General features: G+C 72.6%; 24 protein-coding genes. 13 read left to right on the forward strand and 11 right to left on the reverse strand.

Annotated elements, in window-relative coordinates:
* The first annotated feature begins 86 nt into the window (after positions 1-86).
* The 3 genes from LUW87_RS08575 (at position 87) to LUW87_RS08585 (ending at position 1,933) form a co-directional block, all read left to right on the forward strand.
* Positions 87-797 (forward strand): alternative oxidase, encoded by a 711-nt coding sequence (locus tag LUW87_RS08575; protein WP_232670724.1) that lies wholly within the window; start codon positions 87-89, stop codon positions 795-797.
* 141 nt (positions 798-938) lie between these two features.
* Positions 939-1,355, forward strand: coding sequence for a PLD nuclease N-terminal domain-containing protein (locus LUW87_RS08580; RefSeq protein WP_232670725.1), 417 nt, complete (start codon positions 939-941; stop codon positions 1,353-1,355).
* 215 nt (positions 1,356-1,570) lie between these two features.
* Positions 1,571-1,933, forward strand: a complete 363-nt coding sequence (locus tag LUW87_RS08585) for a DUF4190 domain-containing protein (protein ID WP_232670726.1) — start codon at positions 1,571-1,573, stop codon at positions 1,931-1,933.
* A 25-nt stretch (positions 1,934-1,958) separates the two neighbouring features.
* Here LUW87_RS08585 and LUW87_RS08590 read toward each other — a convergent pair whose 3' ends face one another.
* Positions 1,959-2,471, reverse strand: coding sequence for an SRPBCC family protein (locus tag LUW87_RS08590; protein WP_232670727.1), 513 nt, complete (start codon positions 2,469-2,471; stop codon positions 1,959-1,961).
* Positions 2,472-2,547: 76 nt separating this feature from the next.
* Positions 2,548-3,039 carry a nuclear transport factor 2 family protein gene (locus tag LUW87_RS08595; RefSeq protein ID WP_232670728.1) on the reverse strand — a complete coding sequence of 164 codons (492 nt, stop codon included), beginning with the start codon at positions 3,037-3,039 and terminating at the stop codon, positions 2,548-2,550.
* A gap of 118 nt (positions 3,040-3,157) precedes the next feature.
* Here LUW87_RS08595 and LUW87_RS08600 point away from each other — a divergent pair, with 118 nt between their 5' ends.
* Positions 3,158-3,991 carry a class I SAM-dependent methyltransferase gene (locus LUW87_RS08600; RefSeq protein WP_232670729.1) on the forward strand — a complete coding sequence of 278 codons (834 nt, stop codon included), beginning with the start codon at positions 3,158-3,160 and terminating at the stop codon, positions 3,989-3,991.
* Positions 3,992-4,003: 12 nt separating this feature from the next.
* Here LUW87_RS08600 and LUW87_RS08605 read toward each other — a convergent pair whose 3' ends face one another.
* The 3 genes from LUW87_RS08605 to LUW87_RS08615 form a co-directional block, all read right to left on the reverse strand.
* Positions 4,004-5,233 (reverse strand): DUF1214 domain-containing protein, encoded by a 1,230-nt coding sequence (locus LUW87_RS08605; RefSeq protein WP_232670730.1) that lies wholly within the window; start codon positions 5,231-5,233, stop codon positions 4,004-4,006.
* A gap of 37 nt (positions 5,234-5,270) precedes the next feature.
* Positions 5,271-6,476: a sulfotransferase family protein gene (locus LUW87_RS08610; protein ID WP_232670731.1), complete on the reverse strand. Its 1,206-nt coding sequence runs from the start codon at positions 6,474-6,476 to the stop codon at positions 5,271-5,273.
* A gap of 102 nt (positions 6,477-6,578) precedes the next feature.
* Positions 6,579-7,283 carry a hypothetical protein gene (locus LUW87_RS08615; RefSeq protein WP_232670732.1) on the reverse strand — a complete coding sequence of 235 codons (705 nt, stop codon included), beginning with the start codon at positions 7,281-7,283 and terminating at the stop codon, positions 6,579-6,581.
* Between the two features lie 258 nt (positions 7,284-7,541).
* On the opposite strand from LUW87_RS08615, the gene LUW87_RS08620 reads away from it, so the two are divergent.
* Both LUW87_RS08620 and LUW87_RS08625 read left to right on the forward strand, forming a co-directional pair.
* Positions 7,542-7,922: a hypothetical protein gene (locus tag LUW87_RS08620; RefSeq protein ID WP_232670733.1), complete on the forward strand. Its 381-nt coding sequence runs from the start codon at positions 7,542-7,544 to the stop codon at positions 7,920-7,922.
* Between the two features lie 117 nt (positions 7,923-8,039).
* The gene (locus LUW87_RS08625) at positions 8,040-9,233 is read left to right on the forward strand and encodes a sulfotransferase family protein (RefSeq protein ID WP_232670734.1); all 1,194 of its coding nucleotides are present in this window, start codon (positions 8,040-8,042) and stop codon (positions 9,231-9,233) included.
* Positions 9,234-9,268: 35 nt separating this feature from the next.
* On the opposite strand, the gene LUW87_RS08630 is transcribed toward LUW87_RS08625, so the two are convergent.
* Positions 9,269-11,140 (reverse strand): HNH endonuclease signature motif containing protein, encoded by a 1,872-nt coding sequence (locus tag LUW87_RS08630; RefSeq protein ID WP_232670735.1) that lies wholly within the window; start codon positions 11,138-11,140, stop codon positions 9,269-9,271.
* A 167-nt stretch (positions 11,141-11,307) separates the two neighbouring features.
* Here LUW87_RS08630 and LUW87_RS08635 point away from each other — a divergent pair, with 167 nt between their 5' ends.
* Complete coding sequence (locus LUW87_RS08635; RefSeq protein WP_232670736.1) at positions 11,308-12,447, forward strand: hypothetical protein; 1,140 nt, start codon at positions 11,308-11,310, stop codon at positions 12,445-12,447.
* Positions 12,448-12,596: 149 nt separating this feature from the next.
* On the opposite strand, the gene LUW87_RS08640 is transcribed toward LUW87_RS08635, so the two are convergent.
* Positions 12,597-13,649: a hypothetical protein gene (locus LUW87_RS08640; RefSeq protein ID WP_232670895.1), complete on the reverse strand. Its 1,053-nt coding sequence runs from the start codon at positions 13,647-13,649 to the stop codon at positions 12,597-12,599.
* A gap of 120 nt (positions 13,650-13,769) precedes the next feature.
* On the opposite strand from LUW87_RS08640, the gene LUW87_RS08645 reads away from it, so the two are divergent.
* Entirely contained in the window at positions 13,770-14,444 is a 675-nt protein-coding gene (locus tag LUW87_RS08645) for a GOLPH3/VPS74 family protein (RefSeq protein ID WP_232670737.1), read from the forward strand.
* Positions 14,445-14,571: 127 nt separating this feature from the next.
* On the opposite strand, the gene LUW87_RS08650 is transcribed toward LUW87_RS08645, so the two are convergent.
* The 3 genes from LUW87_RS08650 to LUW87_RS08660 form a co-directional block, all read right to left on the reverse strand.
* Entirely contained in the window at positions 14,572-15,696 is a 1,125-nt protein-coding gene (locus tag LUW87_RS08650; protein WP_232670738.1) for an AMIN-like domain-containing (lipo)protein, read from the reverse strand.
* 67 nt (positions 15,697-15,763) lie between these two features.
* Entirely contained in the window at positions 15,764-16,822 is a 1,059-nt protein-coding gene (locus LUW87_RS08655) for an alpha/beta hydrolase (RefSeq protein ID WP_232670739.1), read from the reverse strand.
* A gap of 102 nt (positions 16,823-16,924) precedes the next feature.
* Positions 16,925-17,371 carry a DoxX family protein gene (locus LUW87_RS08660; protein WP_232670740.1) on the reverse strand — a complete coding sequence of 149 codons (447 nt, stop codon included), beginning with the start codon at positions 17,369-17,371 and terminating at the stop codon, positions 16,925-16,927.
* Positions 17,372-17,580: 209 nt separating this feature from the next.
* Between LUW87_RS08660 and LUW87_RS08665 the strand changes: the two genes are divergently transcribed.
* Genes LUW87_RS08665 through LUW87_RS08675 form a run of 3 tightly spaced genes read left to right on the forward strand, consistent with a single transcriptional unit; the run spans position 17,581 to position 19,702 of the window.
* On the forward strand, positions 17,581-18,231 hold the full coding sequence (locus LUW87_RS08665; RefSeq protein WP_232670741.1) for a TetR/AcrR family transcriptional regulator: 651 nt from the start codon (positions 17,581-17,583) through the stop codon (positions 18,229-18,231).
* Positions 18,228-18,986 carry a maleylpyruvate isomerase family mycothiol-dependent enzyme gene (locus tag LUW87_RS08670; protein WP_232670742.1) on the forward strand — a complete coding sequence of 253 codons (759 nt, stop codon included), beginning with the start codon at positions 18,228-18,230 and terminating at the stop codon, positions 18,984-18,986. Before LUW87_RS08665 ends, LUW87_RS08670 begins: the two co-directional genes overlap by 4 nt.
* Positions 18,986-19,702, forward strand: coding sequence for an oxygen-binding di-iron domain-containing protein (locus LUW87_RS08675; RefSeq protein WP_232670743.1), 717 nt, complete (start codon positions 18,986-18,988; stop codon positions 19,700-19,702). The genes LUW87_RS08670 and LUW87_RS08675 overlap by 1 nt, the downstream gene beginning before the upstream one ends.
* Positions 19,703-19,746: 44 nt before the next feature.
* Here the strand turns inward: LUW87_RS08675 and LUW87_RS08680 are convergent, their stop codons facing one another.
* Positions 19,747-20,142, reverse strand: coding sequence for a hypothetical protein (locus tag LUW87_RS08680; RefSeq protein ID WP_232670744.1), 396 nt, complete (start codon positions 20,140-20,142; stop codon positions 19,747-19,749).
* Positions 20,143-20,244: 102 nt separating this feature from the next.
* Here LUW87_RS08680 and LUW87_RS08685 point away from each other — a divergent pair, with 102 nt between their 5' ends.
* Together LUW87_RS08685 and LUW87_RS08690 are read left to right on the forward strand one after the other, a co-directional pair.
* On the forward strand, positions 20,245-21,204 hold the full coding sequence (locus LUW87_RS08685; RefSeq protein WP_232670745.1) for a hypothetical protein: 960 nt from the start codon (positions 20,245-20,247) through the stop codon (positions 21,202-21,204).
* Positions 21,205-21,343: 139 nt separating this feature from the next.
* Complete coding sequence (locus LUW87_RS08690; RefSeq protein WP_232670746.1) at positions 21,344-21,895, forward strand: hypothetical protein; 552 nt, start codon at positions 21,344-21,346, stop codon at positions 21,893-21,895.
* The last annotated feature ends 21 nt before the right edge of the window (positions 21,896-21,916 follow it).

The following is a 21,916-nucleotide window of genomic DNA, read 5'->3' on the forward strand; positions in this document are numbered from 1 at the left end:
CTACCCTCGGGGGTGGACGAGGACCGGGCGGTCCCGTGGTCCGCCTCGGTGCCCTCGTGTCCGTCGACACGACCCAGAGGAGACACATGTCCGAGCGCATCGGCCCCGTGACCGCCGCGATCGGGGAGCGAAAGCCCTTCGGCCCCATGGAACGCCTCGACCACGATCGCCTCGTCGAGGAGCAGCGGGCCACCATGGGCACCCCGAGGCGCCGGGCGTCGCTCAGCGCCCGCGGCCTGTTCGCGGTGATGGACCTGCTCTACGGCGAAGCGCGGACCCTCGAGAAGTTCCGGGTCCTCGAGCTGGTGGCCCGGGTGCCGTACCAGGCCTGGGAGAACGTCGCCTACGTCGCCGTCACCCACACCTCCCGCCAGACCGGTTTCGCCCGGCGGGTGTTCGACCGGGTGCGCACCGCCCGCTTCGAGCAGGACAACGAGCAGTGGCACCTGCTCATCCTCGAGGAGCTCACCAGCGGTGACCGGCGCCCCTGGATCCGCACCCGCATCGTGCCCCAGCTGCTGGCCTTCGCCTACTACCAGCTGTCGTGGTTCATGTTCGCGGTGAACCCGCACTGGAGCTACCGGCTCAACGCGGACTTCGAGGATCACGCCGAGCACGAGTACGCCCTGCTCGTCGACGAGCACCCCGAGTGGGAGACCGAGCGCTACGAGGGCCAGTTCACCGAGGACTTCGGGGCCTTCGACAGCCTCGCCGACCTCTTCCGCCAGATCGGTTACGACGAGCGCCTCCACAAGGAGGAGAGCGAGCTGCTGTTGGACCGCGCCCGCTTCGGTTGAGCGACGACCCGATCACCGACAGGACCGATGCGGCGCCCGATCGGGTAGGACCCTGCGAGATCTCGCGCGCCGCACCGACGGCACGTGGGGACGACCACCGACCGGCCCGAACGACCGATCACGACGACCCAGGAGGCGACGATGGCCCTGACCCGCAACAAGAAGAAGTCGATCCCCGCCAAGGCAGTGGATGTGCTGCCCACCAAGGCCGTGGCGGCGCTGCCGGCCAAGGCGGCGAAACGGGTCGGCAAGAAGCGCTGGCACGACATGGAGTCGAGCCAACGGGCGACGCTCGTGGCTGCCGGTGTGGTGCAGGTCTCCATGGCGGCCGCCGCGTGGATCGACCTGGCCCGCCGACCGTCCGAGAAGGTGCGGGGCCCCAAGGCCCTGTGGGCCCTGGTCATCTCGGTCAACGTCGTCGGTCCCGTGCTCTACCTCCTGGCCGGCCGCACCTCCGGAGACGCGCCGTCCTCCGACCGCCACTCCTCGGACAGCGGCTCCTCCGATGCCGGATCGTCCGATGCCTCCGAGGACGACCACGCGCTGACCGGCAGCTAGCGATCGCCTCACCCCCGGGCTCGATCGCGAGCGGAGCCGTGTCGACGCAATCGCCGAGCGACGGTCGATCCCCGGCGGGCACTGGGCGCACCCGAGGAGCATCCCCTCCGCGGCGGCCGGCCAAGGAGCATCATGGGGCCCGGCTCACCACCTGGTGAGCGGGGCACCGGCGGGGATCCCACCGATGCCTCTCCGACAGGCGACCGGAGACAACGGTGACCCCAGAACCACGACCTCCCGCCGGCTGGTACGCCGATCCGTCCAACCCGGGCGGCCAGAGGTACTGGGACGGAACCGCCTGGACCGCCAACGCCGCCGCCGGGGGGATGGCCGGGGTGCCCTCGGCCCGCACCGAACCACTGGCCATCTGGTCGCTGGTGCTGTCGATCCTCGGCTTCGCCTGCGGGCTGAGCGCCATCGGCGGGATCATCTGCGGCCACCTGGCCCTGGGGGCGATCAAGCGCAACGGCACCGGCGGCAAGGGCCTGGCCATCGCCGGGCTGGTGATCGGCTACCTCTTCGTCGCCGCCTTCGTCGCCGTCGTGTTGCTGGTCTTCCTGGGCAGGTCGACCACGTAGGAGACCGGTCGGCCAGCCGCCCGCCTCAGCGGCGGGGCTGCTCGGCCAGGGCCTTGATGCCGTCGAGGGTGGCCGCCATGTTGGCCCGCCACTCCTCGAGGCGGGCGGCCACGATGCCCTCCTCGCGGTCGGGGCGGGCCTCGACGGCCATCGTGAGCCCGGACGTCGCGGTACCGACCTTGGCCCACATGGTCAGCTGCGTCGCGCCCGCCCCTCGGGGTTCGAGGTCGAAGCGCCACCGGGCGATGGGCTGGTCCACGTCGCCCACGCTCCACTCGAAGCGCCGTTGGGGCTCGAGGGCGGTGACCGTGCTCGTGGTCTCCCACTCCACCGGCTCGGTGCCGAACAGCCGTCGGTTGCGCCCGACGAAGCGGGCACCGAGGGCGGGCCCGTCGACGTCGTCGAGCCAGTGGGCGCCCTGGAGCTCACCCGAGAACCGGGCCGGCAGCTCGATGTCGGTGACCAGCGCCCACAGCGGGGCCGGCTCGGTGAGCACCGTGACGTCCACGCTGATCTCGGGTTCGTCGGCTTGACGCATGGCTGACCTCCTCTGGCCGGGGGCGACCCTAGAGCCGGGACCGGGACCGGGGCGGCCGGGCGGCCGGGGCCGGCGGTCAGGACCCGTCGAAGGTCTCGGTACGCTGCACCACGCTGGTGAAGGTGCGCTCGGCGATCTGCCAGCCGGTGTCGGTGCGCACCACCACGTCGTCGTAGTAGCCGGCGCCCCGGATGGCCCCCGTGGCGTCGGGGAGCACCAGGAGCACGTCGACGTAGCTGCGGGCCTCGGCCCGGTCGGTGCCGGTACCGGTGCCGGTACCGGTGCCGGTACCGGTGCCGGTGCCGGACGCAGGCGACCCACCGGGCGGCCGGACGTCGATGTTGGTGATGCGGTGCATGGTGGGGCCGAAGGCGGCGTGGACCTGGTCCATCCAGGTGGTGATCTCCTCGGCGCCGTGCCAGGTGCCGATGTCGCCGTAGTCGGCGGTGCAGTCCTCGGTGAAGCAGGAGCGGAACAGCGCCCAGTCCCGCCGATCGATGCCGGAGGCGTAGCGCACCAGCACCTCACCGATGTCGTGGACGTCGTCGCGGCTCAGGCCTGCACCCATCGCTCCCCCTCGGCTCGTGCCCCGGCAGTGTCGCGCAGACACCAGGGCCGAGCGGAGGGACACGACCGCGATCGCTGGGCACCAACTGATCGTCGGTCGGTGTGGAAGGCTCGCCGCCATGGCTGACATCGACGAGGACGCGGCTGCCGTCCAGCGCCACATCTGGACCATCGGCGACTACCCGGCGGTGGCCCGCCGGATGTTCGAGGTGGCCGAGTCCACGGTGGAGCTCGCCGGCATCGACGCCGGCCAGCGGGTGCTCGACGTGGCCACCGGCGACGGCAACGCCGCCTTGCTGGCCGTGCGCCGGGGCGCGTCGGTCGTTGGCGTCGACCTCACCCCGGCCCAGCTCGACAAGGCCCTGACCCGGTTGGCGGCCGAGGGGGTGACGGTGGAGCTGCGCCCCGGCGACGCCCAGGCGCTCGACATCGGCGACGACGAGTTCGACGTGGTCATCAGCGTCCTCGGCATGATCTTCGCTCCCGACCACGCCGCCGCCCTGCGCGAGATGGTCCGGGTGTGCCGCCCCGGGGGCACGGTGGCGGCGGCGGCATGGGCCGAGGGCGGGTGGATGGGCCGGTGGCGCGCCGCGGTGGCCGAGCAGCTGGCCCCGGGCTCCGCACCCACTCCTGCACCGAACGCCGGGCCCGACGCATGGGGCGATCCCGACGAGGTCCGCCGCCGCTTCGCCGCCGTGGGTCTCGACGTCGAGCTCCACGAGCGGGTGCTCGACTGGTCGTTCCCCTCGCCGGAGGCGGCCCTCGACTTCTACCTCGAGGCGTCCGGGCCCTTCATCGCCTTCATGGACGGCATGCGCCGACGGGGCCTGCAGGACGAGGCCCGCCAGCTCCTGCACCAGTGCATGGTCGACGCCGACACCTCCTCGTCGGCAGAGGCCGGCTGCCACCTCGAGTCCCCCTACCTGGTGATGGTCGCCCGCCTCCCCCGGTAGCCGGCCAGCCGGTCACCAGATGCGGCGGAGTTGGGCGCCTTCGCGACGGAGGCGCAGCTGGTGGCGACGCTCGTCGGGGGTGACCACCGGGGTGTCGGCCGGGAGGTGGTCGCGGACCTCGGCGAAGGGCACCTTGATCAGCATGGGGTCGGGGTAGTCGCTGCCCCGGTTGACCCGCATCTGGATGACACCCCAGGGGAGGTTGCCCTTGTCGAGCCAGTTGGGCACGCCGGGGTCGCGTCGGGAGATGACGGCCCGGAAGCGGCCGTCGGTGTCGACGCGGGCCTGGGCGTCGTTGAGGCTGGACTGGCGGTTGACCCAGTCGACGGTGGCGAAGCGGTCGTCGGCCACCAGCGCCTGCCAGTAGCGGCTCTCGCGGGGCAGGGCGGTGTCGAGGATGAGGGCCTCGTCGTCGTCGATCTCGTGGATGGCGTCGTAGTAGGCCTGGGTGGGCAGCCCACCCAGGGTGTCGATCTTGGTGGACCGGGCGATGTGGTTCACCCCGTGGTGCTCGCGGTACCAACGGACCAGGTCCATGTCGAACTCGATCATCCCGGTGACCCAGTCGGCCAGCTCGGAGAAGCGTCGGGCCCGGTCCTCGGGGGTCATGTCCCAGGCGTCGGTGTCGGCGCCGCCGTCGTCGAGGCGGTTGATGGCCACCTGGGCGTCGACCTCGGCGTTCCAGTCGCAGGCGCACTTGCGCATGAGGAGGCGCACGGTGCCGGGGTTCAGCTCCCACCAGTCGCCGTCGTGGCCGGCGGGCCGTTCGGGGCTGAGGACCACCCGGAACGAGCCGTCGGGACCGAGCGCGAGGTCGTCGAGGTCGTGGGTGGCGCTCGCCGGCCCGGCCTCCACCACGCTGGTGGGGCTCATGATGTCGTAGCCCATCTGGGTGATCTCGACGAAGCGCGAGGTGCCACGACGCCCCGAGAGCTCGTAGACCCCGGTCGCGTCGATCTCGGTGGTGGAGTACACGTAGTCGGGGTCGGGGCCGCCCTGGTTGTAGGCGTAGTTCCACAGGGGCATGAACACCGGTCGGCGGGCGTCGGTGTACACGCGGCACAGGTAGCCGCCCGACAGGATCGACAACGCCAGGCCGTACATGTCCTGGCGTTCGGCCTCGGTGGCGCCGTCGGGGCGCCAGAGGTCGACGAGGTGGTCGCCGACGTGGTCGAGCAGAGCCATCTGGTCGGCCCAGCTGGGCAGGGCCGAGGCGCCGGGTGCGGGGTGGGGGCTGGTCATGGGGTTGGTCTCCTGATGGGGCCGGCGGTCGGGGCGGTCAGCCCTCGAGGGCGACGTCGAAGCGGTCGATGTAGGCGGCGTAGTCGGCGCGGATCTGCGGGGCGGACAGGCCGAACTGCTCGGCGGTGTAGCGGTGGGCGCCGTGGGCGCCGGCGCGATTGGCGGCGTGCCACTCGGCGATGGAGCGCTCGACCTCGGGACGCAGCTCGAGGCCCAGCCAGTCGTAGGTGCGGGCCACGGTGGCGAAGGGGTCGGCGACCAGGTCGACGTGGTGGACGTCGAGGAAGCGTTCCTCCCCCAGGCGGGCCCGGGCGGCCATGGCGTGGTCCATGCCGATGCGCAGGTGCTCGGAGACCTCGCGGCCGGCGCGGTGCAGGTCGGGCTCGGTGCGGGGCTCGGGGAAGATGCTGGTCACCAGGCTGGTGTAGGAGGGCACCACCTTGGCCGGGTCGCGGTGGGTCATCACGAAGCGGATGTCGGGGTAGGCGGCGACGATCGCCTCGAGGTGGAACTTGTGGTGCGGGGCCTTGAACAGCCAGAGGTCCGGGGGTCGCCGGGACTGCAGGAGGGTGACCACCCGACGGTGGTAGGCGAAGGTTTCGGTGCTGTCGGCCCGCCGCCACCAGTCGTGGTAGCCCCACACCGGCAACGTCATCTGCTGGCCGTGGAACGCCATGCCCAGCACTTCGCTGTCCTCGGTGGTGGCGTCGAGGTCGTAGAGGTGCATGGCCTTGAGCTCGGCCGGCACCTGCTCGTTGTCGGCCGCGGCCTGCAGGCGGCGGGGGTCGTCGGCCTCGCCGTCGAGGGTGGGCGGCGGCACGGGGCGGGCCTGCTCCCAGCCCCGCAGGCACCGGAACTGGGGGTCGAGCGAGAGCATGTTGGCCAGCGCGGTGGTGCCCGTGCGGGGCAGCCCGATGATGTCGACGGGGCCCCGCAGCTCCAGCCCCTCGAGTTCGGGGTGCTCGGCATACCAGGCCTCCACCTCGAGGCGGTTGACGAGTCGTTGGCGCAGCCGGTCGAGCACGGCGGGGTCGGTGGTGGGGCTCAGGTCGGCGTCGTGGGTGAGGCTGTCGAGCAACGCGTCGAGGCCGTCCCGGAAGTCGCCGGGTCCGAAGTCGTCGAGGCCGGTGGCGGCCATCGCCTCGGCCAGGAGCTGCTCGCTGGTGGGATAGCGGCCCTTCGTGTCGGGCGCGGCCTCGCTCGTGGGCGTGGCGGTGGTCGGCGTCTCGTCGTCGGTCGACATGGTGAACCCCCTGCCGTCCGGGCTATCACACGACGCCACCGGGCCGGGACGGCCCGCGACGATCCCCGCGCCGACGTGAGCAGCCCCGGCGCCGGGGGCGGGTCACTCCTCGGGGGCGGGTTGGTCGATGTCGTCCACGTCCTCTTGGAGCTGGGTGAGCGACGCGACGGCCTGGGTGCAGATCTGGTCGGCGTTGGCCAGGGCGGCGTCGAACGCGGTGCGCGGGGCCTCGGGCGGGGCACCGACGAGCTCGATGGCGCGGTTGGCGACCTCGCCTCGGGCGTCGGCGCAACGCTGCATCTCGGTGGCCACGACCGGCCCCCGCTCGGCGATCTCGCGCAAGGTCTCGCGGTCGGTGGCCACGAGGAAGCCCTCGATGGTGCTGGCCTCGAGCTCCCCGCCCAGCTCCTCGACCTGGGTGCGCAGCGTCTCGGCCTGGGCGGCCAGCGAGGTGGCTTCCGCCTCGGAGTCGCGCAGGGCCCGTTCGGTGGCGTCGAGCTCCTCGCTCAGCCGGCCGACGTCGTCCTGCCAGGTGGCGAGCTGGTCGCGGGCGTCGGCCGCCTCGTCGCGTTGGGTGACGGCCCAGAAGCCCAGCGCCAGGATGACCACCAGGGCGAGGACGCCGCCCACCCAGACCAGGGCCGACCCGCTCACCCGGTTGCGGATCTTCATCGGTTCCCGCACGTAGGGCAGGTCGTCGGAGCCCACGCCGTGGGCGTCCTCGGGCACCGGCATGGGTGGGTGCGGGGTCACTGCGCCGGGCGGCACGTCCTGGTTGGCGGGGCGGGGACGTTCGGGTTGATCCAACGGGCTGGTCCTTCGTGAGGCGCGGCGAGCCGACGACGCCCGCACTCCCCCAGTATCACCGCATCCCTCTCCCTTTCCGGTGACCCGCCGGCTCGGCGAGTACGTCGGCTCGGAGCCGGTGCGCCGCCACCTGCGTCGCCACCGACGTCGCCACCGACCCCGCCACCGGGCCCGTCGACCCGGCCGTGGGGCGCGGCGCCGAGCCCCCCGTCCGACTCCCCCGCCCCGCGGGGAGGGCCGATGGTAGGTTCCGAGATCATGAGGCGAACCGCAGCGATTCTGATCATGGCGGTGATGGCCCTGGTGACGCTGGCCTGCGGGGGAAGCGACGACTCGTCGGACTCCGAGGCCGGACCCACCACCGAAGCCGCCGCCGACGCCACCACGAGCAGCGCGGCGACGGAGGACGGCACCGGGGGCGAGGACCTCGCCATCGGCGACGCCGGCCTGGAGACCGCCATCCGCTCGGGACTCGAAGCCGCCGGGCTCGAGGTCACCGACATCGTCGTGGCCGACGACGTCGCCACCGTCACCTTGGCGACGGCCACCACCTCCCAGCGCGCCGTCGCCTGCGCGGCGGTCGGGTCGTTCGTGGGCACGACCGTCCTGGTGGTCGACGGCGACGAAGAGGAGTGCTGAGCCGCTCACCCCTCCCTGGGCCCGCCGCTGCGTAGGGTGTCGGCCGTCGAGACGTGAGGTCGGGGGACCTCCGGGGGGAGGACGACGATGCACACGCGACCCGATTGGGTGCGGCGGATGAACGCCATGGCGATGGGGGCCGGCGGGGCGGCGGACCTGGTGCCGCTCGACGCCGACGACCTGATGGCGCGGGCGGCCGTCTCGACCGGCCTGGAGGACTTCGGCACCGGCAGCTGGGAGGAGGCCTACCGGCGCCTGGTCGACTCGTTGAACGACGAGGCCGAGCTGCACGTCGTGGGGCGGTTGCAGACCCGCTACGACCTGTTGACCCAGCTGCGGGTACGCCTCCAGGTGCTCGACGCGGTGGCCGGGGACCCGTCGATCACCGAACAGGAGGTCACCGCCCCGGTGTTCGTCACCGGCCCGGCGCGGTCGGGCACCAGCATCCTGCACGAGCTGTTGAGCCAGGACCCGAACCTGCGCGGCCCGCTGGGTTGGGAGATGGTGCAGCCCTTCGCCCCCTCGGATGGTCCCGACGAGCGAGCGGCCTACACCGAGCCGTCGTTCGACCTGTGGAGTGACGTGTCGCCCGAGTTCGCCGCGGTGCACGAGCTGGCGTCGACGCTGCCCGAGGAGTGCATCTGGTTGATGGCCCCGGACTTCGCTCTGGGCTACTGGGCCACCTGCACCAACGTGCCCAGCTTCATGATGTGGCGGGCCATGAGCGATCCGTTGTCCGGCTATGAGATGCACCGGACGATGCTGCAGGTCCTCCAGCACGGCACCGGGCCCACCACGTGGGCGTTGAAGTCGCCAGTGCACATGGGCCGGTTGTCGACGTTGTTCGCGGTCTACCCCGACGCCCGGGTGATCCACACCCACCGTGACCCGGCCAAGGTGGTGCCCTCCACGGTGAGCACGGTGGCCAACGGGCGCTGGCTGCGCTCCGACGCGGTGGACCCCAAGGAGGTGGCCGTCACCACCGGGTTCGGCATGACGATGATGCTCGACACCACCATGAACGAGCGCACCACCGGCGCAGTGCCGGCCGACCAGGTGACCGACCTGCACTACCTCGACCTGTTGCGCGACCCGGTGGGCGCCATCGGCGGCGCCTACGAGCGGCTGGGCATCCCGTTCACCGACGAGCTCCCAGGACGCATCACCGGCTACCTCGACGCCCGCCCGCAGGACAAGCACGGGGTGCACCGCTACTCCGCCGCCGACTTCGGCCTCGACGCGGAGGAGATCCGCCAGGGCGCCGCCGCCTACATCGACCACTACGGCGTGGAGCCCGAACCGACCGCCTGACCGCCGGCCCGGCGACGCCCGGAGCCAGCCCGTGGTCAGGCGGCGCGGACGAGTTGGTGGGCTCGGTGGCGGATGAGGGCGTGGACGGCGTCGTCGTCGAGGGGTTCGCCGTTGGTGTCGTGGGGGCCGAGGGCGCCGCTGGTGAGCAGGGCCACGACCTCGTGGAGCACCTCGGCGATCTCGGTCAGCTCGGCGCTCTCGGAGGCCCCAGCCGTCGGGGTGTTGCGCTGCCCGGGACGTCGCGGGGGTCTTGTGGACTCGCCCGGTACTGCGGGTGGGGTCGGATCGGCGGCGTGGTCGGAGGTGGGTTCCGCCCCATCGGGGTCCGACGGTCGGGTGGTGGTGCCATCGTCCCCGGTGCTCGGGGTGGTTCCGTCGGTGGGCTTGGTGCTCGCCCTGACCGGCTCGAAGACGTCGATGAAGTCGCCGGACACCACCAGTTCGCCGCCGCTACCAGGGGCGCCGTCGGGCCGCGCCTCGTCGGTGCGGGTGGGTGGGGTGAAGGGGTGGGGGGTGAGGGCGTCGATGGTGGGGTGGTCGAGGGGGAGGCGGGGTGGTCGGGTGCGTCTCGGGGGCGGTGAGAGCATGGGTGGGCGATCGGGGAACGTGAACACCACGGTGCCGTCGGGTTCGACGGTGAGCCCGTGGCCTTTGCGGTGCACGAGACCGTGGTGAGCGCCGCAGAGGGCGACCAGCCTGGCGATGTCGGTTCCACCGCCGTCGGCCCAGGCGTCGATGTGGTGGATGTCGGCCCACGCCGCCGGGGCGTCACAGCCGGGGAACCGGCAGGTGCCGTCACGGGCCAGGATCGCGTCACGCAACGTGGGGGTGGCCAGGCGGATCGACCGGCCGTGATCGATCACCTGACCCTGGGCCAGCAACAACCGGGCCAGGGTGGTGCCCTCCCCGAACAGATCGTTGACCACCTCGGGGGTCAGGCTGCGACCTTCGATGGTGCGCAAGGCGGTGGATCCCCGGGCCAGAGCGTGGGTGAGGAACGCCCGAGTCGCGGCGCCGTACCCGTGCAGGGCGCACCACGCGCCCAGTTGCTCGGCCGTGGTGATGCCGGCGCCCCACAACACCCCGGCGGCAAGGCCGTCGAGGTCGACGGTGACCAGGATGTGGGGGTGCTGACGACCCGGGCGGGTCCCCTCGCTGGGATGGTGGTCGAGGAAGAACCGGGCCATGTCCACCCACGCGTCCCCCCGACGTTGCGCGGCGGTGCGCACCTCACCCGGCTCATCCTCGGTCTCCGCGACCCGGAGGGCGTTCTCGATCACCGTGGCATCACCCGGGGCGAAGTTCGCTCGCTGCTCGGCCCGGTCGCCGAGGGTGCGTGACCACTGGGCCTCCGACGGCGGCACCACCGGTGGGGCCTCCAACCGGGCCGGATCCGCCGAGGTGACCGCATCAGCGCAAGCCACCCAGTCCTCGATCACCACCTTCGTGTCCGCCAACGACAACCCCACCAGCACCGGCGAACACTCGGCGTCGTGCTCGGCGTACAGATCGACCAGACCCTTGGGGATCAACCGGACGACCATCTCCACCTGCGCCCCGGTCAACGCACCATCGGCCCACAACGACCGCATGGTCGACCAGACGGCCATGCGGGCCACCCGCACCAACAACGACCGAGCCGCCGGTTCGGTCAACCCCAGACGGGCCCGCACCCACGACGCCTTGGTCGGGAACCCCTCCACCCGGTGACCGTCGGCGGCGAAGAACCCCACCAGACCCACCACCCGCACCGCCTCCAACCCATCGATACGCCGCGACAACGCCACCAACTCGTCATCGGAGACCGGCACGTCGACCGAGATGTCCGCATCAGGCTCACCGCCGTGGCCCACCGCGCTGAGGTCGGCGGTGTCGCCCAACCCCCCGGTCGCAGCCCCTTCGAACATGCGGCCATGCTATCAGACACACGTTCGAGATCCACCCTGTTCGCCATTTCTTTTCCTGCATTCACACCTGTCGAACCGCTCCTCACCGGTGGTGTCCCTGCCGGCACCTCCCGTGACCACATCGGGGGAATCCGGGACTGTCCCAGACGCTTCGTACCGTCGGGGACATGGCCAAGAAGGGACGACATCGCCAACCATCGACCCCACCGGGCCCACCGCGTCCCAGGGCCGACCACCTGCGTCTGGTCGGCGGCCGTGGTGCGCCCACCGGCCGACCCACCGACGATCGGGCGGAGGCCAGCCGGGGCGATCCGCCGCCGGGAACATGGACTCCCGAGCGGGTGAAGGTGGAGCTCGAGCTGTTCTACGACGCACCGCAGGGGCGTCCACTCACCTACGAGGAGCGCTACGGGCTGGGCGCCCTCCTCGAGGGCGACCGCCCGGCCCTCTCCCACGACGGTACGTGCGGCGTCCGGTTCGTCCACCGGGCCATGGATCCCGCCACGCTCGACACCGTCGACGGCCTCGTGCCCCTCTTCATGCAGGAGTTCCCCCGAGGCCTCCGGGCATGGGTGCGCTTCTGTCGCAGCCGGACCCCCGACTCGAACGCCGAGCTCACCGTGTTCCTCCTCGACGAGATCGACCGTCTGGAACCCGCATGGCGGGCCGGCCTGCACCTCTTGGAAGAACGCCGCCGGGCGAACCGACCAGGTGTGCTCCGGGCGCTCGACGAGATCGCCGCCGATCTCGGTGGCCACGAGGCGCTCGCCCGGCTCACCGACGATCCCCTGCCGGACGAGCCGCTCGACACCGCCGGCCTCGACGACCCGACGGCGGCCTTCGTCACTGAGGTCGCGGCACTCTGCGATGCCTTCTTCAGCCTCGAGATCCACCGTGAACTGCGCACTGTCGCCCGCCGCCTCGTCGCCCTCTTCGCCCACCGCGGCGGGCCGGCGTTCCGCCGTCCGAAGCCAGGCTCCGTCGCGGCGGCGGTCTGTCATCTTGCCATCCACGGCAACCGCCTCCGGGTCCGCCGCTTCGGCTACTTCGAGATCGCCTCGATCGCCTACGTCTGCGGCGTCAGCCCCTCGGGGGTAAGCAAGCGCGCCACCGCCCTGCTGGCCCTGGCCCACATCGAGCAGCCCGCCCCTGATCCGGAGGAGGCGGAGCTCCCGCGCCGGATGCGCAGGCGGCGTCCGATCCGACTCGGCGATGCCCAGCTGCTGGTGTCGGGCACCCGCCGTTGGTACCTCTCTCGGGCCGCGCAGCTGGAGGACCGCCTGGCCGAGACCGCCCACCTGGCGTAGATCTCCGCCCACGATCCACGATCCGCTCAGGCCACGGGTCAGCGGGGTGGTGGGGTGGCGGAACGCTCGGGCGCACACGGCGAGGGCCCGCCCCGGAGGGCGGGCCCGTCGTCGGTCCTCGTTCACCCGGCCGCAGGAGCCGGGACCAGTCACCCGGTGAAGCGGGGGGTGACCACGGCCGGCTGAGCCGCGGTCGTGGTGGTCGTGGTGGTCTCGATGGGCTGGGGCAGGCAGGAGGTGTCGCCCTCGATCCAGGCCAGCACGACGAAACCGTCGCCCGGGGCCGGGCTGGGGCTGACCTCGGAGCCGGCGGGCGCCAGGTTGCCGCCGCCACCACCACCGGCGCCGACCGAGCCGTAGCCGGGGTAGCCGCCGCCACCACCGAGGTAGCCGCCACCGCCGCCACCGCCGCCGTCGCCGGAGGTGCCGCCGGTGCCACCGGTGAGGGCGTCACCCGCGGTGGGGGCCGTGTCGAGGAAGAGCTCGTCGCCGCCCAGGTAGGTGCCGGCCGCACCGGGGCTGCCCGCCGTGCCCGCTCCGCCACCGGTGCCGAAGAGGTCGTCGACGTCCTCACCCTGGTAGCCATCGGTCCCCGGGGCACCGCCGTTGCCGCCGTCGACGCCGTCACCACCGGGTCCGGCCGCACCACCACCGCCGCCACCGCCACCGATCACCAGCGGGGTGTCGGCCTCGGTGAGCCACGAGGCGCCGCCACCGCCGCCACCGCCGGAACCTTCGCCGGCACCACCGGCGCCGCCGGAGGCGATGTCGCCGTCACCGCCGCCACCACCGAGCCCGGCGACGGTGTACGCCTCGATCTCGAGCGGCCGCTCCTGGTCGCCGTCCGCGCCGGCCTGGCCCACGAAGATCGAGAGGGTCTGGCCGGGGGTGACGACCATCTCACCGAACACGGTGCCGCCGAGGCCACCGCTGCCGCCGGCCGCAACCGGGCCTTCCCCACCGAAGTCGCCGCCGGCGCCGCCGGCGCCGCCGCCCACGCCGTAGCCGAGGCACTGCACGTCGGCGGGCACGGTCCAGGTCTCGACCTCACCCGTGTACTCGAAGGAGGCTTCCTCGCCGGCGTCCTGGGCACCGGCGGGCCCGAAGGCCAGGCCCGGCAACAGCAGGCCGGCGACGGCCACGCCACCGACGGCGGCGATCCGGCCGGTGCGGCGACGCAGGGGACGCGCAGAGTTCGACATCGAGGGTTCCTCCCAGGTGTGGGCGGAGTGCCTCCCCGCCGCCGGCGAACTTAGCCCGTGGCGCCGCCGGGATGAGGGAAGAGCTGCCGTCGCCGGGGCGACCGTGATCGGATGGTCGGCATGCGCATGTACGAGGAACTGCTCTTGTTGGTCCTGCACGACGAGAAGGGCACCCCGAAGGGCACCTACGCCAACCTGGCGTTGGCTGCGGGGGTGCTGGGCGAGCTCGTCACCGAGGGGCGCCTCGAGGTGGCCGACGACAAGAAGGGCACCGTGACGGTGGCGGACGCCTCCCCCACCGGGGAGGCGGTCATGGACAGGGTCCTCGACAAGATCGCCTCGGCCCGTCGTCCTCGGCCGCTGAAGTCGTGGATCGACCGGATCGCCGACATGCGGGGGCTGCGCGACCGGGTGGCGGAGCCGCTGGTCGAACAGGGGGTGCTGCACGAGGAGTCCACCAAGGTGCTGGGCCTGTTCACCAGGACGCGCTACCCGGAGGCCGATCCCGAACCCGAACAGGAGCTGGTCGAACGGTTGCGCCGGGCGGTGTTCGGCGACGGCGCCACCAGCGAGGTCGACGAGCAGACGTGCCTGGTGGTGGCGGTGGCGTCGTCGGCGGAGCTGCTGCCCCGGATCTTCGGCCGCAAGGAGGTGGCCGGGCGCAAGGACCGCATCGCCGCGTTGGCCGCCGACGAGCGCCTCGGCGAGGCCACCCGCAAGGCCGTCGAGCAGTTGCAGGCAGCGATCGTGGTGGCGGTCACCGCCGCGGCGGCGTCCTCCGCCGCCAGCTCGTGACGGAGAGGGTGCCCTACGGCCCGGGGACGACGGCGCGCACCAGCGGGGCGAGCAGCACCCCGCAGGCGGCCACCACGGCTGGGATTCCGCCCGACCGGCCGGGATGCCGGTGGAGGCTCCCGGAGCCTCAGCTGCCGTCGGAGACGATGTCCACGACGAGGCGGGTCGGGTCGTCGTACATGGCCACCGCGAAGGGGTCGGGGGTGTCCACGCCGACCACCCAGGACATGGTGGCCTCGAAGTCCCCGACGAAGACCAGCTCGTTCACGATGCCCTGGTCGATGGCGATGCGCTCGGGGCCGTCGTAGGTGACCCGGGGCTCGTCGCCGCGCAGGCTCACGGTGCGGGCGGGCGTCAGCCGCAGCTCGAGGCGGGCGTCGCCCTCCACCGCCACGGGTTGCCCGCTACCGGGGCGGCGCACCGGTTCGTCGACGTAGCTCACCCGGTAGGCGGGCGGGCTGTCGCCCTCCTCGAACTCGAGCACGATGCGGTGGAACCCGTCGTGGGTGGCCTGGCGCACGGCCACGAGGTGCCGGACTGGCCCATCAGCCCTCGGGAAGCCCTCGCTCTGCACGTCGTCGGGGCCGGGCGTCCCCACCGGCTCGATGCCCTCGTCGGGCGGGGCGGTCGTGGTGGTGGTGGGCGCCGGGTCGTCGACGAGGTCGATGGTGAGGCTCTCGACCATGCGGTCGAGCACGCGTTGGGCCTCGGCGAAGCCGGGCTCGGTGTCGGGGATGTCGTGGGTCTGGGCGATGAGGGTCTCGCCGCCCAGGTCGATCGACCAGCGCACCACGCTCAACCCCTCGTTGTGGAGGCCCTCGCCGGTGGCCACCAGCTCCTGGCGCAGGGCGGTGCGGCCGTCGACGGTGGCGTCGCGGCGATCGGACTCGACGAAGGCGGGCGAGTCGCTCACCACCGTGGCGAACGGTGCGGGTTCGGCGAAGAACGACAGCGCGATGGTGGTGGGCACCTCGGTGGCCTCGGGCACCTCGAAGGGCTCGGGGTCGAACAGCGAGCAGGGCGGCACGACGGTGCCGTCGTTCACCGCCCAGGCTTCGGGGTGGGCCACCCGGTAGGCCACCTCGGGGTTCTCGCAGGTGGTCCAGGCGGGTTCGCCGTCGACGGTGGTCGAGCTGGTGGACGTGGTCGACTCGGTGGTGGTGGGGTCGTCGGGGGCCGCGTCATCACCGTCGCTGCTGCAGGCGGCGGCCACGAGGGTGAGCGCGGCGAAGAGGGCGAGGAGTCGTCGCATGCCGCGCGCGCTACCCGACAGCCCGCCGAGGGATGCCCCGGGGCCGCCGGCGGCCGACTGCGGTGGGTCAGTTGGTGGAGGCCACGGTCGCCGGGTCGGGGGCGCCGACGGCGGCGCGCAGCGCCTCGGTCATGTGCTGGGTGAAGCGGCGAGAGGCGCTGGCGTCGGGCTTGAAGCGTTCGGCGGCGTGGTACATGCCGGGGGTGATGTGCACCTCGCAGGCCACACCGGCGGCGCGGAGGCGCTCGGCGTAGTCGACGTCCTCGTCGTGGAAGAGGTCGAGGGCGCCGACGCCGATCCACGTCGGGGGCAGACCGGCGAGGTCGTCGGTGCGGGCGGCCGCCGCGTAGGGCGGCAGGGAGGCGTAGGTGGGGATGTGGCCGAGGTAGGAAGCCCACCCGAACCGGTTGGACTCGGGGGTCCACAGCAGCTGGCCCCGACCCTCGTGGTCGCGGCGCAGCGAGGTGCGGTCGTCGATCATCGGATAGGCCAGCAACTGGAAGGCGATGGGCGGTCCACCGTCGTCGCGGGCCCGTTGGGCGAGCGAGGCGGCCAGTCCCCCACCGGCGCTGCCACCGCCGACGGCCACCCGGGCGGCGTCGATGCCGAGGGTGCCCGCATGGTCGTGCACCCAGCGCAGGGCGGTGTGGCAGTCGTCGAGCGGAGCGGGGAACGGGTGCTCGGGGGCGAGGCGGTAGTCGACGCTGACCACCACGATCCCGAGGTCGCGAGCCAGGGTGGAGCAGAAGTCGTTGTCCATCTCGGGCTGGCCGAGGACGAGCCCGCCGCCGTGGATCCACACCAGGGCGCCGGCCGGTTCGGTGAGCTGGTCGGGCCGGTAGACGAGCACGCGCACGTCGTCGGCCCCGTCGGCGGTGGCGATGCGGTCGTCGACGGACACGCCGTCGGCCACGGGCGTGGGGCGCGACGGCAGGGAGCGCATGAACCGCAGACCCCGCTCGCTGGTGAGCGACAAGGGCAGGGCGAGCGCGGGGACGCGCAGCTCGGGGTCGCAGTCGGCCAGGCGGGTGTCGGCCTTCTTGCGCCCGAACGCCACCCCCGCTCCGATCCCTGCGGCCACCACTGTCAGCTTCATGAGCTTGCCCATGGGGTTCCTCCTGGTCATTGGGGTGCATCGTTCGTCGTTCGACCCTTCTACCAGCGCAGCACGGTCGGCGTCGGGGCGCCCCCCTCGACGACGGACCCGACGGGAGGACCCGCCGGAGCGTCAGTGGCGGTGGCGGTCCCACCAGCGGCGACCCACCCGGATGGCCTCGGTGGCCACGAGGGCCCAGGCCACGAGCAGCGGCTGGAAGACCAGTCGCACTGCTCGCTCGGCGTCGGTGTCGAGCCCGAAGCCGTCGTTGCCCTCGACGAACTGGGCGATGTTGCCGGGGAACACGGCCACGAAGAAGGCGGCGGTGACGCCGCCCACGAGGGCCCGGCGGGGTTGGCGCCACTGGGTCACCAGCGCCACGCCGAGGGCCAACTCGACCACGCCCGAGACCAGCACCACCACGTCGGGGTCGGCGGGGAACCACGACGGGACCTGGGCCTGGAACTCGTCGCGCTGGAAGGTGAGGTGGCCGGTGCCGGCGACGAGCAGCGCGGCCCCGAGGAGTCCTTGCCCGACGGCTCGGACACGACGGCCGGCGCGGGCGTCACCGTTCTTCACGGGGACCTTCTCGGTGGCGGGACCATCCCCGCCGACGGTACCGAGCCGGGGTCCGGCCACCAACGACACACCGGGACCGCCCCCTGGACGAGGGCGGTCCCATGCCGTCCGTCGAGACGGCTCGGTAGGCGACCGATGGCGTCAGGGAGGAACGGCCCTTGACGGATTCCGACCGCTGTTCGATACTCCGAACAGTGTTAGAAGAACCGGTGCGAGATCGACGAGCGGAACGACACGCGGCGACGAGGGCGGAGATCCTCGACGCCGCCTGGACCCAGGTGCGCGAGCACGGCCTGGCCGCGCTGTCGCTGCGGGACCTGGCTCGCAGCGTGGGGATGCGGGCGCCGTCGCTGTACAGCTACTTCGACTCCAAGAACGCCATCTACGACGCCATGTACGCCCAGGCGGCGCAGCAGTTCGTCGACGAACAGCAGGCGGCGCTGCCCCTCCCCGACGACCCCGTCGAGGCGCTGAAGACCATGCTGCGCTTCTTCGTGGAGTTCTGCGCGGCGGACATCGCCCGCTACCAGCTGGTGTTCCAACGCACCATCCCCGGGTTCGAGCCGTCGCCCGAGTCCTTTCGGATCTCCCAGGAGAACCTGGCCGAGGTGGCCGAGAGGCTGGCCCGCTGCGGGGTGGACGATCCCGAGATGCTGGACCTGTTCACCGCCCTCGGCACCGGCCTCACCGACCAGCAGCTGTCCAACGACCCCGGCGGCGACCGTTGGATCCGGCTGATCGACGACGCCGCCGAGATGTTCCACGACCACCTGACCAAGCGAGCCCAGAAGGCAGACCAGGAAGCAACGGCACCCTCCCGCAAGGGCACGGGCCGGTCGAAGGGGAGGCGAGCAGGATGACCACGACACGGGTGGAGACGATCAGGCCGATCGCCCGGGAGGAGGTGGAATCGCTGGCGGCCACGGAGTATCGACGGGTGGCCGACCAGCTCCGACGCCTCGGGCCCGACGACTGGTCGCAGCCGACGGCGTGCCCGCTGTGGGACGTGCGGGCCATGGCCGCCCACAGCGCCGGGATGATGGCCACCTTCACCGGCTACGGGGCGATGTTCCGCACCATGCGGGCGGCGTCGAAGGAGGCCAAGCGGTCGGGCGGGCCCCGGGTCGACGGGCTCACGGCCACCCAGGTGGCCGAGCGGGCCGACGCCACCACCGACGACCTGATCGCCGAGATCGACCGGCTGGGCCCGGTCGCCGCGCGGTGGCGGGCCACCCGGCCGGCGCTGATGCGGCGCATGCCGATGAAGGAGGAGGTCGGTGGCGTGCCCGAGACGTGGCGCATGGGCTACCTGCTCGAGACCATCCTCACCCGCGACCCGTGGATGCACCGGGTCGACGTGGCCGACGCCACCGGAGCCGAGGTGGAGCTCACCGCCGAGCACGACGGGCGCATCGTGGCCGACGTGGTGGCCGAGTGGGCCCGCCGCCACGGGCAGGCGTTCGTGCTGGAGCTCACCGGGCCGGGTCCGCTGCAGGTCGTCTACCAGCAGGGCACCGACGGCGAGCACGTCGCCATCGACGCCCTGGAGTTCTGTCGCATCCTGTCGGGCCGTGCCACCGGGGCCGGCTTGCTCACCCAGGAGGTCCCGTTCTGATGGAATCCCGAGTCACCGAGGTCGCCCCCGACACCTACCAGCTCTCGAGCTTCGTGGGGGCTCCCGTCGGCTTCAACCAGTACCTGGTCGCCGCCGAGGAGCCCTTGCTGTTCCACACCGGCATGCGGGCCACGTTCGGTGCCGTGTCCGCCGGGGTGGGCTCGGTGCTGCCGGTGGAGTCGTTGCGGTGGGTGAGCTTCGGCCACGTGGAGGCCGACGAGTCGGGGTCGCTGAACGAGTGGCTGGCCGTGGCCCCCCACGCCACGCCGGTGCAGGGCCAGATCGGGTGCATGGTGTCGGTCGAGGACCTGGCCGACCGAGCGCCCCGACCACTGGCTCACGGCGAGACGCTCGACATCGGCGGCCACGTGGTGCAGTGGTTCGACACGCCCCACGTGCCCCACGCCTGGGAGGCGGGGGTGCTCTACGACGTCACCGCCAAGACGTTGTTCTGCGGCGACCTGTTCACCCGGTTCGGGGAGTTCGAGGCGACCAGCGACGACGACATCGTGGGCCCGGCGGTGGAGGCCGAGGACATGGCGCCGGGCGGGCTGTCGCTGCACCCGGCCAGCGGGCGGATCATCCGGGAGCTGGCCGAGCTCGACGTGCAGACGCTGGCGCTGATGCACGGCCCGGCCTTCAGCGGCGACTGCCGCGCCGCCCTCTTGGCCCTGGCCGATGACGTCGACGCCCGCATCGCTCGGCTGTCGAACTAGAGGTCGCTGAGCCACGGGGCTGCCGAAGGCCCCGAGGGAGTCGGTCACGCCCCCTCTCCCCCATCGGGCTCGTCGAGCTGGTCGAGTCGTTGCAGCAACCAGCCGGGGCCGACGACGTCGGCGCCGGTGGTACGGACCCGTTCGGCGAGCGCCCGGTCGGCGGTGACGACGATCGCCCCGTGGTGGCTCGCCTCGGCGACGGCGGCGATGGTGTCGTCGCCCTCGCCGGGGGCGTGCACGACCGTCACCCCGTCGAGGTCGTCCTCTGTCACGCCACGGCGGCTCTGCCCCTCGAGCACGATCGTGACGGGCGGATCGAGCAGCCCGTCGGCCACACCGGCTCGGACCCGGTCCGTGAACGTGCGGGCCGCGCCGGGCCGGTCCCGCCACCACCCGTCGGGTCGGGAACCGATCACGTTGGCGGCATCGATCACCAGCACGGCACAAGGCTCGCGCACCCGGTCCGGGCGGAGAGCGCCGCCGGTCGGGGCGACTCGACCGGCCGGCCTCCGGGGCGACGCCGAGCACTACCCTCGCCGCTCATGGGAACGACGGTGGTGGAGCTCGACCGGGTCTTCGACGACGACGGCTTCATCCTCGACATGGTGCACGCCAACGCCCCGTACTGGACGACCCTGCGCTACGTGACCCCACCGACCGAGGGAACCGGTCCGAAGCCGCCGGGGTCGCCGTGGTTCCGCGGCGACTGGGCCTTCGGGGGCCGCCCGCTGGTGGAGGGCGCCGAGCGCATCCTGGCCCACGAGCCGTTCCACGCCGCCGCCCGGGAGGTGTTCGCCGGCGGCGACCCGGGTGCGGTGGTCCGGCCGTGGAGCGTGTACCTGAACCTCAACACCGCCGGGCGCATCGCCGACACCGGCCACCTCGACGTGCCGCTGTACCGGGGCATCGACCGCAACGAGTGCGGGGTGCAGATCTGCCACGTGATGCGCGAGTCCGGCCTGTTCGAGCGCTGGCGGGTGCCGGTGGCCACCGCGGTGAGCTGGTTCAGCGACCAGGAGGGCGGGGCGTTCACGTACTGGGCGGACGGGCCCGACGAGCTCCCGGCCCGCCACGCGCCGCCGTTTCGCAACACCGCCCTGGTGAGCGACAACGACACCATGCACCACCGGGTCGAGGCCGTGGGCCACACCGAGGCCGCCCCCGGGATCACGGTCGACTCGCTGCTGGCGCCGTCGCCCGGTGATCCTCGTCGCTGGGAGATCGTGGAGGACGGGGCCGTGCTGGGCACCTACGACGTGGCCGACGTCCGCCTCAGCGTCTCGTGGAAGGCGATGGTGTTCGCCGATGCCGACGACGCCCGTCGCCACGACGAGCACACCGACGACCTCACCCTGGCGCACGTGGCCGAGCTGTTGGGCGACGACCTGGCCGGTCGTGGCGTCGCTCACCCGCTCGACGCCGAGACGCTGCTCGAGCCGTCGAGCATGCAGGTGCTGTTGGACGCCTACCCCCGCCGTCCGCCGAGGCAGCCGCCGGCCTGAGTCGGCGCTCGCCCGAACCGCGGTGACGACGACCGTGAGACCAGTGGGGCTCGACCACCGGGTCCGACGCCGCGTCCGCCCCTAGATTCCCCTGGGGCGTCCGTGGGGGGCGACACCGCGACGGGGGAGGACACGACCGATGACGCTGGACCCGAACAAGATCTGGGGGCTGCTCGAGGAGCGCCTGGCCGCCGAGACCGACCCGGTGGTGCGCCGCAACCTGGAGCTGGTGATCGCCCACGGCAAGGCCGAGGCCACCCTCGACCTCGACGGCGTGCTGGCCACCCTGTGCCCGAACCCGCGATACGTGGCCCACTCGAGCCCCGATCTGGAGCTGGTGAACCCGACGACCACCGAGGGCGTGCGGGCCTTCTACCAGGCCACGATCGTCGACACCGACGCCCACCGCATCGAGCACGCGGTGGACCGGGTGATCGCCGATCGCACCGGCGTGTACACCGAGGGCGTCATCAAGATCGCCTACCCGGGGTGGGTGCTGGCCCACCGGGGCATCGAGGTCGACGACCCCGACGCCTACTACCTGTACGTGTCGCGCATGGCCATCGTGTGGCCGGTGGACCCCGAGACCGGGCTGTTGGTCGGCGAGGAGAGCTGGGCCGAGGGCGACGGCTTCGCCGGCATCGCCGAGCGCAAGATCAGCCTCGACGAGGTGGAGCCGGTCCGGGTCTGACGCTCCGGGATACCGGCGCCC

Source organism: Rhabdothermincola salaria, from assembly GCF_021246445.1.
GTDB classification, from domain to species: domain Bacteria; phylum Actinomycetota; class Acidimicrobiia; order Acidimicrobiales; family Acidimicrobilacustridaceae; genus Rhabdothermincola_A; species Rhabdothermincola_A salaria.